Annotated in this window: 17 protein-coding genes; 8 read left to right on the top strand and 9 right to left on the bottom strand. The window is 60.6% G+C overall.

What is annotated here, in order from left to right; genetic code table 11:
- Window positions 1-100: 100 nt before the first annotated feature.
- Window positions 101-1,078, bottom strand: coding sequence for a M48 family metallopeptidase (locus KVQ74_RS25160; RefSeq protein ID WP_225930177.1), 978 nt, complete (start codon window positions 1,076-1,078; stop codon window positions 101-103).
- 72 nt (window positions 1,079-1,150) lie between these two features.
- Entirely contained in the window at window positions 1,151-1,747 is a 597-nt protein-coding gene (locus KVQ74_RS25165; RefSeq protein ID WP_217834066.1) for a LemA family protein, read from the bottom strand.
- A 197-nt stretch (window positions 1,748-1,944) separates the two neighbouring features.
- On the opposite strand from KVQ74_RS25165, the gene KVQ74_RS25170 reads away from it, so the two are divergent.
- The gene (locus tag KVQ74_RS25170; RefSeq protein WP_217834067.1) at window positions 1,945-2,253 is read left to right on the top strand and encodes an RcnB family protein; all 309 of its coding nucleotides are present in this window, start codon (window positions 1,945-1,947) and stop codon (window positions 2,251-2,253) included.
- A 9-nt stretch (window positions 2,254-2,262) separates the two neighbouring features.
- On the opposite strand, the gene KVQ74_RS25175 is transcribed toward KVQ74_RS25170, so the two are convergent.
- From KVQ74_RS25175 to KVQ74_RS25185, 3 genes are all read right to left on the bottom strand, one after another.
- Window positions 2,263-3,342 carry a sensor domain-containing diguanylate cyclase gene (locus tag KVQ74_RS25175; protein ID WP_217834068.1) on the bottom strand — a complete coding sequence of 360 codons (1,080 nt, stop codon included), beginning with the start codon at window positions 3,340-3,342 and terminating at the stop codon, window positions 2,263-2,265.
- Between the two features lie 131 nt (window positions 3,343-3,473).
- On the bottom strand, window positions 3,474-3,785 hold the full coding sequence (locus KVQ74_RS25180; protein WP_217834069.1) for a protealysin inhibitor emfourin: 312 nt from the start codon (window positions 3,783-3,785) through the stop codon (window positions 3,474-3,476).
- Window positions 3,782-4,843 carry a M4 family metallopeptidase gene (locus tag KVQ74_RS25185; protein ID WP_217834070.1) on the bottom strand — a complete coding sequence of 354 codons (1,062 nt, stop codon included), beginning with the start codon at window positions 4,841-4,843 and terminating at the stop codon, window positions 3,782-3,784. The genes KVQ74_RS25180 and KVQ74_RS25185 overlap by 4 nt, the downstream gene beginning before the upstream one ends.
- A 143-nt stretch (window positions 4,844-4,986) precedes the next feature.
- On the opposite strand from KVQ74_RS25185, the gene KVQ74_RS25190 reads away from it, so the two are divergent.
- A complete protein-coding gene (locus KVQ74_RS25190) occupies window positions 4,987-5,325 on the top strand; it encodes an FKBP-type peptidyl-prolyl cis-trans isomerase (RefSeq protein WP_217834071.1) in 339 nt (112 codons plus the stop codon).
- A 43-nt stretch (window positions 5,326-5,368) separates the two neighbouring features.
- On the top strand, window positions 5,369-5,779 hold the full coding sequence (locus KVQ74_RS25195; protein WP_217834072.1) for a hypothetical protein: 411 nt from the start codon (window positions 5,369-5,371) through the stop codon (window positions 5,777-5,779).
- A gap of 129 nt (window positions 5,780-5,908) precedes the next feature.
- Here the strand turns inward: KVQ74_RS25195 and KVQ74_RS25200 are convergent, their stop codons facing one another.
- Together KVQ74_RS25200 and KVQ74_RS25205 are read right to left on the bottom strand one after the other, a co-directional pair.
- Window positions 5,909-6,178, bottom strand: coding sequence for a hypothetical protein (locus KVQ74_RS25200; RefSeq protein WP_217834073.1), 270 nt, complete (start codon window positions 6,176-6,178; stop codon window positions 5,909-5,911).
- 73 nt (window positions 6,179-6,251) lie between these two features.
- The gene (locus tag KVQ74_RS25205; RefSeq protein ID WP_217834074.1) at window positions 6,252-6,623 is read right to left on the bottom strand and encodes a DUF6124 family protein; all 372 of its coding nucleotides are present in this window, start codon (window positions 6,621-6,623) and stop codon (window positions 6,252-6,254) included.
- Window positions 6,624-7,065: 442 nt separating this feature from the next.
- Here KVQ74_RS25205 and KVQ74_RS25210 point away from each other — a divergent pair, with 442 nt between their 5' ends.
- The 4 genes from KVQ74_RS25210 to KVQ74_RS25225 all read left to right on the top strand — a co-directional run bounded on the left by KVQ74_RS25210 (window position 7,066) and on the right by KVQ74_RS25225 (window position 10,477).
- Window positions 7,066-7,341 (top strand): metal/formaldehyde-sensitive transcriptional repressor, encoded by a 276-nt coding sequence (locus tag KVQ74_RS25210; RefSeq protein ID WP_217834075.1) that lies wholly within the window; start codon window positions 7,066-7,068, stop codon window positions 7,339-7,341.
- Window positions 7,342-7,352: 11 nt separating this feature from the next.
- Entirely contained in the window at window positions 7,353-8,282 is a 930-nt protein-coding gene (dmeF, locus tag KVQ74_RS25215; RefSeq protein ID WP_217834076.1) for a CDF family Co(II)/Ni(II) efflux transporter DmeF, read from the top strand.
- Between the two features lie 144 nt (window positions 8,283-8,426).
- Entirely contained in the window at window positions 8,427-9,647 is a 1,221-nt protein-coding gene (locus KVQ74_RS25220; RefSeq protein ID WP_217834077.1) for a putative DNA modification/repair radical SAM protein, read from the top strand.
- Window positions 9,644-10,477, top strand: a complete 834-nt coding sequence (locus KVQ74_RS25225) for a TIGR03915 family putative DNA repair protein (protein WP_217834078.1) — start codon at window positions 9,644-9,646, stop codon at window positions 10,475-10,477. Before KVQ74_RS25220 ends, KVQ74_RS25225 begins: the two co-directional genes overlap by 4 nt.
- 23 nt (window positions 10,478-10,500) lie before the next feature.
- Here the strand turns inward: KVQ74_RS25225 and KVQ74_RS25230 are convergent, their stop codons facing one another.
- Entirely contained in the window at window positions 10,501-11,109 is a 609-nt protein-coding gene (locus tag KVQ74_RS25230) for a LysE family translocator (protein WP_217834079.1), read from the bottom strand.
- A 105-nt stretch (window positions 11,110-11,214) separates the two neighbouring features.
- On the opposite strand from KVQ74_RS25230, the gene KVQ74_RS25235 reads away from it, so the two are divergent.
- The gene (locus tag KVQ74_RS25235) at window positions 11,215-12,093 is read left to right on the top strand and encodes a LysR substrate-binding domain-containing protein (protein ID WP_217834080.1); all 879 of its coding nucleotides are present in this window, start codon (window positions 11,215-11,217) and stop codon (window positions 12,091-12,093) included.
- 54 nt (window positions 12,094-12,147) lie between these two features.
- On the opposite strand, the gene KVQ74_RS25240 is transcribed toward KVQ74_RS25235, so the two are convergent.
- Entirely contained in the window at window positions 12,148-13,167 is a 1,020-nt protein-coding gene (locus tag KVQ74_RS25240; RefSeq protein WP_217834081.1) for a branched-chain amino acid aminotransferase, read from the bottom strand.
- Window positions 13,168-13,241 lie beyond the last annotated feature (74 nt).

Here is a 13,241-nt window from a genome sequence, read left to right on the forward strand (position 1 = left end):
GAAATCGGTGGTTCAGCGGGTGGGGAGGTTGGCTGGCCTGCCTCCGCGAGCAAGCCCGCTCACCCAGCGTTATGGGTTGGCGGGTGGTGGGTGAACACTACTAAACCTGTGGAGATGAGCCTGCTTGGGCAGGTGCAAAATTGCCGTCCCACTGCGGATCAATTCGGCGGATACGCTCGCTCAGATTCGGATGAGTGGCAAACAGGCGACTGAGTGGGTTCGACACGCCAGCGCTGAAATACAGGTGACTGAATTCACCGGCGCGGGCTGCTCTGATGGACGAACCCTGTCCACCAATCTTTTTCAGGGCGCCGACAATGCTTTGTGGGTTGCGGGTGAATTGTACGGCGCTGGCGTCGGCGAGGAATTCGCGTTGGCGGCTAACGCCGGCCTTGATCAGGTTGGCAAAGAAATTCCCGGCGAATCCGGCAGCACACAACACCAGACCGATGAACATCCCCAGCAGGACCATTCGCAGATCGCGCTTTTTACCGCTTTCAATCTTGAGTTGGCTGGCCAGAATGTAGGCACCGGTGAGTCCCAAAACCAAGAGGCCGTGTACCACCGCAACCATTTGGGTATTGAGGCGCATGTCCCCGTTGAAAATGTGGCTGAATTCGTGGGCGATCACCGCTTGCAGTTCTTCCCGGGTCAGCAATCTGACGGCGCCTTGCGTCACACCAATGGCCGCGTTTTCGGGCGTGAGTCCGGCCGCGAAGGCGTTGATGGTTTCGTCCGGCAGCAGGTACACCGCAGGAGTGATGGTGCCGGAGGCGATCGCCATTTCCTCGACGACGTTCATCAGTCGTTGTTCATCCAGCGAGCGCGCGTTGTCGTTGATCAGTCGACCGCCAAGTTTTTCGGCAACCACTTTCCCGCCGGCACGCAGTTCCCGGTATTTCAACAGGCCGCCTATCACCACGACACCACTGATGAGTGATGCGATCACAGCCATCGCCATCAAGGCATCCCGCAAACTGCCAGTACCGTTCAAGTAATCCTCAAAACCCGTGTAGACAAAAGGCAGGCTGGTGAGGACGATCAGGGCGAGAACCGACAGGATCATCAGGTTGACCAACTGTGTGGTCTTGCGCCGGGCCTGGTGTTGTTGTTCAAAGAAGTTCATGGAGCCGTCCGTGGGCAGGGAGGTTCAGAGCGAAACGGTGGGCGCTGATTTGATTGCCAGCGTATCGGCGAACTTCAGCGGAACGGCGTCGTCGCGATGGCCGAAACTGGCGGCCAGCAGCACCGCCGGGAAACTCTGTTTCAGGGTGTTGTAGGCCATGACCGCATCGTTGAAAGCCTGTCGTGCGAAGCTCACTTTGTTCTCGGTGCTGCTCAGTTCCTCACTGAGTTGCTGCATGTTCTGTGAGGCTTTGAGTTCCGGATAGGCTTCCAGAGTCAGGTTCAATCGGCCGACGGCACTGCTGAGCGCGGCGTCTGCCTGGCCTAGCTCTGCAATATGTTGTGCGTTGCCGGGTTTGGCCTGTGCAGCCGCCAGCCCGACCACCGCAGCGTTGCGCGCAGAGATGACCGCTTCAAGGGTTTCGCGCTCATGGGCCAGATAGCCCTTGGCAACGGCAACCAGATTGGGAATCAGGTCATAGCGGCGTTTGAGTTGGACTTCGACTTGCGCGAAGGCATTTTTGATTTCGTTGCGGCGGGCGACCAACGAGTTGAACAGGTGTACGGCGTAGAGGGCGAGAAGGCCGAGAAGCACCAGGTTGACGACGATGTAGATTTTCACGGTGATGTCCTTATTCACTCGGCAAGTTTTGCGCGGCATCTTAGCGTAAATGCGCAGGTCTGGCCGTGAACCTGTCGGGGTCATCCTGCTGGCGAGGAGGTTCTAGACTGTCTCGCCAGAAGTCAGCAAACCACATGGAATGATTCCCGCGCCCCACAGTCGGAGTTCAGGTATCACACATCTCAGGAGGTTCACCGATGAACAACAAGACCCTAATCGCCAGCCTGGCCCTCGTCGCGGGTATCGCCGGGATCAGCCCCATCGTTCAAGCGGCCGAAACCTCAAGCAGCACCAGCGTGCAATCCCCGACCGGCAACCGCGCACTGAAGGTCAACGACCGCGCGCCGGACATCTACCAGCGCAGCGAAAAAGCCATCACCGACTGGAAACACAAAGGCCTCAAGGCACCGGAGCCGCAGGCGCAGTGGGTACAGATCGATGACAAGTACGTGATGGTGATGATTACCAACGGGACGATTGTGGAGATTCAGCCGGTGGTGCGTTGACCCGCCCGCTCAATACCCCGGTGCATGGACACGCACCGGGTTTTCACCCCCCAACCGATACTGATTATTCCCGCTGCGCTTGGCCTCATACATCGCCAGATCGGCAATGTGCAGCAGTCGATCCATGCTTGGCGCGTGGTCGGGGAAGACGGCGACGCCGAGGCTGGTGCCGATGTGGCGCTGGTCGCTGCCGATGGTGATGGTCGGGGAGAGTTCGACGAAGATTTTCTGGCAGATGCTGCGGGCTTCGTCTTGCAGGTTGAGGGTGGGGGAGAGGCCCTGGAGGACGACCACGAATTCGTCGCCGCCGATTCGGGCGACGGTGTCGCTGGCGCGCAGGATGCGTTTGAGGCGGGTGGCGGTGGTGATCAGGACGCGGTCGCCGGCGGCGTGGCCGTAGCGGTCGTTGATCGATTTGAAGCCGTTGAGGTCGACGAACACCAGCGCCACCCGAGTCTCGGTGTTGCGGGCGTGTTCCAGGGCTTGCGAGAGCCGTTCTTCCAGCACCAGCCGGTTGGGCAGACCGGTCAGCGGGTCGAAGTGGGCCAGGTGCTGGAGGTAGCTGGCGGACGCCTTTTCGTCAGTGATGTCGCGCACCACGCCCATCATTTTGATCATGGTGTCGTGATCGTTTTTCACCACGTTACCCGTCTCGCGCAGCCAGCGAATGGTGCCATCGGGCCAGACCACGCGGTATTCCTCGTCGTGGTTTTCGCCGGTTTCCAGACAGCGCAACTCACCGGCACGGACTTTCTCCCGGTCGTCCGGGTGGACGCAGGAACAGAACAGGGCGTAGGACGGCGTCACTTCGCCGATCTTGAACCCGAACATGCCGAAGATCGCGTCCGACCAGTAGAGACGGTCGGTGTCGACTTCCCAATCCCAGGTGCCGATCCGGGCGAAATACTGGCTGCGCTTGAAACGTTCGGCGTCGCCATCGGTACGCGGCGGTGGATGGTCGGTCAGGCGGGTGACCAGTGCCTGATACGTCGCCAATTGCTTGTGCAGCGCACGCTGACGCCATAACAGGTAGCCGATCACGCCAAGCATGATCGCGCCCGCAACCGCGACGATCCAGACCGGATTCATTCAGAAGTAGTCAACATGACGAGCGGACCGTACACCGACGAAATTGCCGCACAGCTTAAATCACTGATCTGCGCGGCAACAGCCCCTGTAAAGCCCGCGTGTATGGCACTTGGTCAGTATCCATTGGCTCCCTACAACAATTGCCCCTTGTCCCACAGATGAACCAGATCGCCCGGTGCCTGATCCTCCGGCACTTTCAGCACCATTTCACCCGCCCGGGAGCGCACCTCGATCTGATAAAACCGCTGATCCCCACGCCCGGACTCGCTGTTGTCCAAGGACAAACACCTTTCCAGTACCGAGCAGATTCGGCTGCGCTGGCCGATATCGCATTGCGCGAACTCGATCTCCCTCGGCCGGCTCAGGCTATGAATCGCCGCCACGCCACCCTGTCGGGAAACCCGTACTACGGAATCGTCGCCCAACTCGGGCAGGGTTTTCATACAACCTCCAGCGACATTTCAATGCCGACCTGAGACCAACCCTGATGCACCGCCGCGACTTCCCTGGCCCCGAATCGCTTGCCCGCGTGCTCGACGGACAATCGGGCAAAGGCGTCGAACGTTGCATCCTGACTCAAGCGTTGATCGCACAACGTGTCGTACCAGATCCGCCCGGCCTTCTCCCAGGCAAACCCGCCCAACGCCCGTGCCGCCAGATAAAACGCGCGGTTGGGGATTCCGGAGTTGATGTGAACGCCGCCGTTGTCTTCCGTGGTGATGACGAATTTGCGCATGTGTTCCGGCTGCGGGTCCTTGCCCAGCAGCGGATCGTCATATGCCGTACCGGGATGGGACATCGAGCGCAGGCCCTTGCCCTGAATCCTCGGCGTGAGCAGATCGGCGCCGATCAGCCAGTCGGCCTGCTCGACCGTGTGGCTGAGCGCGTATTGCTTGGCCAGCACGCCAAACACATCCGACAGCGACTCGTTCAGTGCCCCGGACTGGCCCGCGTAAATCAACCCGGCCTCGCTCTCGGTCACGCCGTGCGCCAGTTCGTGGGCGATCACGTCCAGCGAGCGGGTGAAGCGCTGGAAAATCTCGCCATCACCGTCACCGAAGACCATTTGCTCGCCGTTCCAGAAGGCGTTTTCGTAACCCTGGCCGTAATGCACGCTGCCGATCAGGGCGAAACCCTTGTTATCGATCGAGTCGCGTCCCAACACTTTCCAGAAAAAATCATAACTGGCGCCCAGGGCGTCATAGGCCTCGTCTACCGCCCGGTCGCCCGACGCCGGCTGGCCTTCCAGGCGCACCGCGCCCCCCGGCAGCAGCATTTTATTCTGTGCATCGTGAACGCTGCGCTGGGCCAGGCCGGGTTTGCCCGCTGGCTGGATCGTCCTGGCCGGCGGACGCAGGGGCGGGCCGGGATTGGGCAACAGGCTGCGGACATGATTGAGGGTCAGCATCGCGGCCCTGCGCTGCGCCTCCGAACCGTGGGCAATGATCCGGTTAAGGATGTACGGCGGGATGAAACTGCGCAGCAATCGTGAGTCGGTCATCAGAGCGTCCCTGGCTTGAAGCGATGTCGATATTCATGTGAGCGGCGGTGAATGATTCCGTTCCATGCATTGCCATTGGCGACGGATTCTGCGAAAACCTGCGTCCGCGCCCCGACCGGGCCATCGTTAATGAGTTAAGAACCATGACAGACGAACTGCAAATCATCGACCTGCAACCGGGCGACGGCAAAACCGCCGTCAAAGGCGCGCTGATCACCACTCAATACAGCGGATGGCTGGAAGACGGTACGGAGTTCGATTCTTCCTGGAGCCGGGGCAAACCATTCCAGTGCGTGATCGGAACGGGCCGCGTCATCAAAGGCTGGGATCAGGGAATCATGGGCATGCAAGTCGGTGGCAAACGCAAACTGCTGGTGCCGGCACACTTGGGCTACGGCGAACGGACAATGGGCAAGATCCCGCCGAATTCGAACCTGGTGTTTGAGATTGAGCTGCTGGAAGTGCTGACGCGGGAGGATTGAGGTCGATTGCGCCGATGCTCTTATCACTTTCAGGGACTGAATAATGGACGTATGGCACGTGGTTTCTCAGGTCGTCGATTGGTTGGGGGAAAACCATTCGAGGCGTGGGCGCTATTCCAGCGGCTTTATGACATTGCTCTCCGTTGCGGTGGGGATTGGCGCTTGGGTCGTGAGCAAGGAACTTATTGCCAAACGCAACGCGCTCAAGGCGCGGCTCTCACAAGTGCTGGAGTCCAGGCCTTTGACGGCGACGTCCGTTACCGACGAGGAAGGGCAGAAGGTCAGGTTTACTGGCGTTCTGCTTCAGGACAATGAGTTTTACTCCGTCACCCTCACTCGTCTCGATGCCCGGGGAAGCACTGAGACATCCAGCGATGTGCTGCATTCGCTGGAACATGTGGATGTTTACCTTCGGGCTCATACGCCTTTTATCCTGGCGGATTTCAAGCGGTGAATCTGCCGGCTCTTTCGCGGGCAAGCCTGCACCCACACTGGATCTGAGTCAGGCTGTTCCCCTCACCCCAGCCCTCCGGAAGAGGGCTGAGGTGAGGGGGCTGCGATCTGCGGGATGATTGCGTGAGGATCAGGCAACCCTCGCTATTTCGCCCAGCGTCCGGGCCACTGTGGTTTCGAGTGATGGAAAGCGGTTCTTCACTCGCGTTAGCGCCGGCAGTACGGTGCTTCGGTCCAGTTCGCCCAGCTGCCCGAGCGCGGTGACGGCGCAGGCGACGATTGATTCGTTTTGACTCTCGAACAGCACCAGGCATGCCCGTTGCGCCCAGAGGTGGTCGCGTTCGTTGAGGCCGATGGCGCTCAGTGCGGCGACGACATGTGTGTCTGTTTGGTTGAGCATGTGATGTCCTCCCTAACGCAGTTTCCGGATGTGGCGAGGGCGTTCGCTCGCCACGGATGCTTGCAATGACGGCTCAGATGGATGATTCGAAGTTGTCCAGCGCCCGGTTGACCGCCAGTTCGCCGAACATCACCACTTGGGCAATGCCCAGCACGGTGCTGCGGTAGGGCGGGTCGAGGAGGGCGGCGAAGTCGCTGAGCATCACGTTGGCCGAGGCCATGGATTCGCAGGCGTGGGCCAGCAGCGATTGCTGATCGAGATGGGGATCGATGGTGAACATGGTGCTGGGTTTGCGGCGTTTCGGCGCTTGGGGTTTGAGATGGTGATCGAGGGCGCGCTCGGCGGCATCGTGAAGCTTTTTCGGATCGAGGGAGGAATAGGGGGAGGCTGGATCGGCTTCGGTTGGGGTGTCTGTTTCGGGTGGATTGGGTGTTGGTTTAATCATTTGCTTGGATACCTGAATGAGGCTGACACTTTCTTGCGACTAAACAATAGGTGGCAGCTATACGCAGGTTAGTCGACCAGTGTCCAAGCATCACCGGCGCGCCCGAGGGCGCCCTGCGCACAGCCGCCATTGAGTGCAGGCGTGGAAATGCCTGACTGAATAACCGCTTGCGAACCTGGAAAACACCGAGCGACTAAACCCGATCACTGACCATTTCAGTGACGGAATTCAAGTTACCGACGCCCCCCCAAACCGCACAAGCCGGCGGATTCTGGCGCAGTTGTAGGCAAAGGCGCAAGGCGATGTAACCTCGCGGATGATGCTGAAATGATGCTTCGTTTTTCAGCGTGCCTTCGCGAGCAAATCCGCGCCCATAACGGAAGTTGCGTTCATTCCGGCGATCAGCCAATATGCCCGCCATATAGGGGTAGGGGGTATAGGTATGTCGCACATTCATGAACACAAAGATGATCTGCTCAACCGGGTTCGGCGCATTGCCGGACAGGTTCAGGCCGTGGAAAAGGCGCTCGAAGGCGATGCCGATTGCGCCAAGACCCTGCACCTGGTCGCGGCGATCCGTGGTGCGGTCAACGGCTTGATGGATCAGTTCATCGACGCCCACGCCCGTGAACATGTGGCCCGCCCCGGCCTGAGTGACGACGAGCGCGCCCAGGGTGTGGAAGAGTTGCTGCAAGCCATCCGTCGTTATTCAAAGTAGAGCGCCAAATCATGACTCTGACGCCGCAAGCGCAACGCTTTCGCCACGACCACCAGTTCCTGGGCGCCTCCCACGATGAGAACGCGCGCCGCACGTTATGGGTGGTGATCCTGACATTTATCATGATGATCGGCGAAATTGCCGCTGGATACATCACCGGTTCCATGGCGTTGCTCGCCGACGGCTTTCACATGGCGACCCATGCCGGCGCCCTCGGCATTGCGGCGGCGGCCTATGGTTTCGCCCGGCGCAATGCGCAAAACAGCCGCTACAGTTTCGGCACCGGCAAGGTCGGCGACCTCGCCGGTTTCGCCTCGGCCATGGTCCTGGGGCTGGTTTCGCTGGGCATTGCCGGCGAGTCGATCCTGCGGTTGTTCCAGCCGACCAGCGTGGCATTCGGCGAGGCAACGGTGATCGCCGTGGTGGGCCTGGCGGTGAATCTGGTCAGCGCGTTTTTGCTGATGGGCCATCACAGCCACGACCATGGGCACCATCATGACCACGGCCACGATCATCACCACCATCATGACAACAACCTGCGCTCGGCTTACGTGCATGTCCTGGCCGACGCCTTGACCTCGGTGCTGGCGATTGCGGCGTTGCTGGCCGGGCGTTATCTGGGCTGGGTATGGCTGGATCCGGTGATGGGTATCGTCGGCGCGATCGTCATCGCCAAGTGGGCCTACAACCTGATGCGCGACAGCGCCGCCGTGCTGCTCGACGCCACCGATGAACCGGTGGCCGCCGAGATCCGCGAGTTGCTGGAAACCTCGGATGACGTGCGCATCAGCGACTTGCATGTCTGGCAGGTCGGCCCGCAGGCGCGGGCGGCGATTGTCAGTGTGGTGGCGACTGCCGGTGTGACGGCGGAGGCCATTCGCGAACGTCTGGCACCGGTGCATGAGCTGTCGCACCTGACGGTTGAATTGCGCGGTGCCTGAGCGCTGAACTGAATGCCGGAAAGGCAAAAGATCACCACCTGCGATCTTTTGCCTTTGCGTGCTTGCCGACGAGGAACAGTTTTTTCGCCTTGTCGTATCGCAATCGGACCGATACTGTATATGCAAACAGTATCGGGTCCAGCCATGCAACTCATCGACAAGCTCAGCATTCTCGCCGACGCCGCCAAGTACGACGCCTCCTGCGCCAGCAGCGGCGCGCCCAAGCGCAGTTCCGAGGGCAAGAGCGGGCTGGGCGCGACCGATGGCATGGGCATTTGCCACAGCTATACGCCGGATGGGCGCTGCGTCTCGCTGCTGAAAATCCTCCTGACCAATTTCTGTCTCTACGACTGCCAATACTGCGTCAACCGCCGCTCCAGCGATGTGCCGCGCGCCCGTTTCACGCCCGAGGAGGTGGTCGCGCTGACCCTGGATTTCTACCGGCGCAACTGCGTCAGCGGGTTGTTCCTCAGCTCCGGGATCATCCGCTCGGCGGACTACACCATGGAACAGCTCAACCGTGTGGCCCGCTTGCTGCGCGAGAAGCATGAGTTTCGCGGCTACATCCACCTCAAGACCATTCCCGAAGCCGACCCGGCGCTGATCGCCGAGGCGGGGCGCTATGCCGACCGTTTGAGTGTCAACATCGAGTTGCCCACCGACGCCAGCCTGCAAACCCTGGCCCCGGAGAAGCAATTGGGTTCGATCAAGCAGGCGATGAACACCATCTATACCGGTGAACAAACCGTACTCAACGAGCCCCGCGCGGCGAAGTTCGCTCCGGCCGGGCAGAGCACGCAGATGATCGTCGGCGCCGATGACACCGACGACAGCACCATCCTGCACAGTGCCCAGGCGCTGTATGGCAAGTTCCGCCTGCGCCGGGTCTATTACTCGGCGTTCAGCCCGATCCCTAACAGCCCGAAAAGCGTGCCGCTCGCCGCACCACCGCTGATGCGTGAGCACCGCTTGTACCAGGCCGATTTCCTGTTGCGCGGTTATGGCTACAGCGCCGGGGAGCTGTTCAAGGGGCCGGGGCATCTGGCGCTGGACATCGACCCGAAACTGGCCTGGGCGCTACAGAATCGCGAGGTGTTTCCGCTGGACCTGAATCGCGCGGAGCCGGCGCTGATTTCACGTATTCCCGGTATCGGTCTGCGAACCACCGAGCGCCTGGTGGAGCTGCGTCGGCAGCGACGGATTCGCTACGAAGACCTGGCCCGCATGCGTTGTGTGCTGGCCAAGGCCAAGCCGTTCATCATTACCAGCGATTACCACCCGCAGCAGGCCGAAGTCACCAGCCAGATGCTCTATCAGCAACTGCGCGACCGACCGATGCCGCAGCAAATGGGGTTGTGGGGATGATCAATCTCGATTGCGATGACCTGTTCGACAGCTGGCGCCAGCAGGCGCGCTGGCTGCTCAGTCATGAGGTCGATCCGAGTCTGGTGAGCTGGGCGTCTGAAGGAGTCAGCGATCTGTTTGCCAACGAGCAGTCTGTTCCCGAGGGGCAGGGGCCGTTTCAGGCGCGGATTCCGCGCCTGCTGCTCGATACCCTTGAACGCGCCGCGCAATATCGTGGTGACCAGCGCTGGAGTCTGCTTTACGAAGTGCTGTGGCGGGTCAGTCACGGCGATCGCACGGCGATGATGGCCGGCGACAAGCTGGGCAGCGAGTTGCAACGGCGGCTCAAGCAAGTGCAGCGCGAAGCCCATCATTTGCATGCGTTCGTGCGTTTCATCGAACGGCCGCAAGGCAGCCCCGGCCCACAATATGTGGCCTGGCATGAGCCGGCCCACGACATCCTGCACAGCGCCAGCGAACATTTCATCGGCCGCATGGGGCGCCACCGCTGGTTGATCGCCACGCCCAGGGATGGCGTTTATTACGATGGCGAGCAGTTGATTCATCAGCGCCAGTGCCCGGTGGAGTGGCAGCAACTGGCGCAGAATGTCGACGATCCCCATGGTGAGTTGTGGCTGACTTACTACAGCCACATCTTCAACCCGGCGCGGTTGAACCCGAAGGTCATGCAAGGGCATTTGCCGGCGCGGTTCTGGAAGAATCTGCCGGAGGGGGAGTTGATTCCGGGGTTGATTACCCAGGCACGGACAGGCAAGCAACAGAACGGGCAGGCGAGCGGGATTGCTGCGCGGGGTGGGAAGCGGATTGCTATGAAGGAAGGGCGGGAGTGACGTGCTTGATTTGATGGAAGTGCTCAATGACTTGCCGAAGCCATCAGCAACCCAAAACCGGCAAACGTTACCCCCGAGGCCTTCGCCGTCCACCAGGAACCCTTCGGACTCGACAGCCAGCCCTTGGCGACATGGGCGAGCAGGGCGTAGCTGCCGTGAACCAGAATCACCAGCACCCCGTAGGAGGCGACCAGTTTGAAGAACTGCGGATGGAAAGCCTGGGTGGTGTCGATGAATTGCGGGAACACCGCGAGGAAAAAGAAAATGGCCTTGGGGTTCAGAAACTGTAGCGAGGCCGCTTCCAGAAACCGATAGCCGGGACGGGAGGGCGGCAGCGCTTTGAGGGCCACGAAGCGATCCGAGCGCCAGTTCTTGAAGCCCAGGTACAACAAGTAAGCGGCGCCGACGTATTTCAGCACGATAAAGGCGTTGGCCGAGGCGCTGAGGATCAGGCCGACGCTGGTGGCGCTGATCGCGGCCACTACGAAAGCACCCGAGGCAATGCCGAAAATCCCCGGCAGGGCGCCGGCCCAGCCATGTCGCACCGCGTTGGACAGGGTCAGAACCACACCCGGTCCGGGACTGAGAATGGTCAGGGTGGCGAACAGTAAAAACAGTCCGTAGCTGTGCATGGATGGCTCCGTCGAATCCCGTGGCTGGGTGCGGGCAGATTGGCGTGGCGGCTGCGGGTGTGACAAACGCTTTAAATGCGCTGCATATGTAACTAAATTAGACGCATGAAAAAACCATTGCCTCCGCTCAACGCTGTTCGCGCATTCGCCGTCGCGGCGCGTCACCAGAGCTTCAGCCTGGCGGCCGAAGAGCTGCATGTTAGTCACAGCGCCATCAGCCGTCATATCAAACTGCTGGAAGAACACCTCGGTGTGCTGCTATTCGAGCGGCGTATCCGCCAGTCACTGCTGACCGCCGTCGGGCAGCGTTACTACGAGCAGGTCAGCGCGGGCCTTGCGCAGATTGCCGATGCCACGTTCGAGTTGAAACAGCAGGTCGCGCAGCCGACGGTGACCCTCAATGTGCGTCCCTCCTTCGCTCAGTTGTGGCTGATGCCTCGGTTGCCGGACTTCATAGCGCAGCACCCCGACATCAAAACCGAGGTCATCACCCAAACCCGATCCCCGGATCCGGCCGTCGACCGTTTCGACGTGGTCATTCGGCGCGGGCGCGATGACTGGGCCCCGACCATCGAGGCTCATGCGCTGTTCGAGGATGAATTGCTGCTGGTCGCTGCACCCGAACTCATCGAGCGCGTGCCTCTCGCGGACCTTGCGGCGCTGAATCAGCACACGTTGCTGACCGTTCGGGCTCGTCGCGAGGACTGGCATAACTGGGCCATGCGCTTTGGGCAAAGTCAGGATGCCGGGCAGGTGACCCGTCAGTTCGACTACATGCATCGGGTGCTGGACGCGGCGGTGGCGGCTGAGGGCATCGCCTTGTGCCCGACCTCGTTGCTGGGCACGCACCTGTCGAGCGGACGATTGATCTGCCCGCTGCCGGATTTGCGCATGCGCTTGCCACGTTATTACTACGGTACGGTGCCGCCGATGACGGCTTCGGCTCAGGCATTTATCGAATGGCTGCGCCAACAGCAGCCATGAAAAAGCCCCCCATCGATCACTCGATGGAGGGCTTTTTTACGTCTGGCCGTCAGATCAAACCTTGACGATCCAGCCCGCTGGCGCTTCGACGTCGCCGGTCTGTACGCCAGTCAGCTCTTTGTAGAGCTTCTGGGTCACAGGGCCGACTTCGGTCTCGCTGTGGAACACGTGCAGGTGGTCGTTGTAGCTGATGCCGCCGATCGGCGTGATCACCGCAGCAGTACCGCAGGCGCCGGCTTCCTTGAAGTCCGACAGCTTGTCGATGAACACGTCGCCTTCGACCACTTCCAGGCCCAGACGGGTCTTGGCCAGTTCGATCAGCGAAAGACGGGTGATGCCCGGCAGCACGGATGGCGAGTTCGGGGTCACGAACTTGTTGTCGTGGGTGATCCCGAAGAAGTTGGCCGAACCGACTTCCTCGATCTTCTTGTGGGTCAGCGGATCCAGGTAGATGGCGTCAGCGAAATGCGCTTTTTTGGCCTGGGAGCCCGGCATCAGGCTGGCGGCATAGTTGCCACCGACCTTGGCGGCGCCGGTGCCTTGTGGCGCGGCGCGGTCGAAGGAGGAAATCTGGAAGTTGTGCGGGGTCAGACCGCCCTTGAAATAGGCGCCGACCGGGATCGCGAATACCGAGAAGATGAACTCCGGCGCGGTACGCACGCCGATGTTGTCACCCACGCCGATCACGAACGGACGCAGGTACAGCGCGCCGCCGGTGCCGTAAGGCGGGATGAAGCGCTCGTTGGCGCGAACCACGTCCTTGCACGCTTCGATGAACTGTTCGGTGGACACATGCGGCATCAGCAGGCGGGCGCAGCTGCGCTGCATGCGCGCGGCGTTCTGGTCCGGACGGAACAGGTTGATCGAGCCGTCCTTGCAACGATAGGCCTTCAGGCCTTCGAAGCACTGCTGGCCATAGTGAAGGGCAGTGGAGCCTTCGCTGATGTGCAGCACGTTGTCTTCGGTCAGGGTGCCTTTGTCCCACTCGCCATTGCGAAAGTACGACAGATAGCGTTTGTCGGTCTTGATGTAGTCAAAACCCAGCTTGTCCCAGTTGATGCTTTCGTTACCCATGACACCCTCTATCACTTAACAACCGTCGAAACGGTTCAAGGCTTCTGACGTTTTTTGGATGGGCACAACAATAC

The sequence above is a fragment of the Pseudomonas botevensis genome (genome assembly GCF_019145475.1).
Lineage (GTDB): Bacteria > Pseudomonadota > Gammaproteobacteria > Pseudomonadales > Pseudomonadaceae > Aquipseudomonas > Aquipseudomonas botevensis.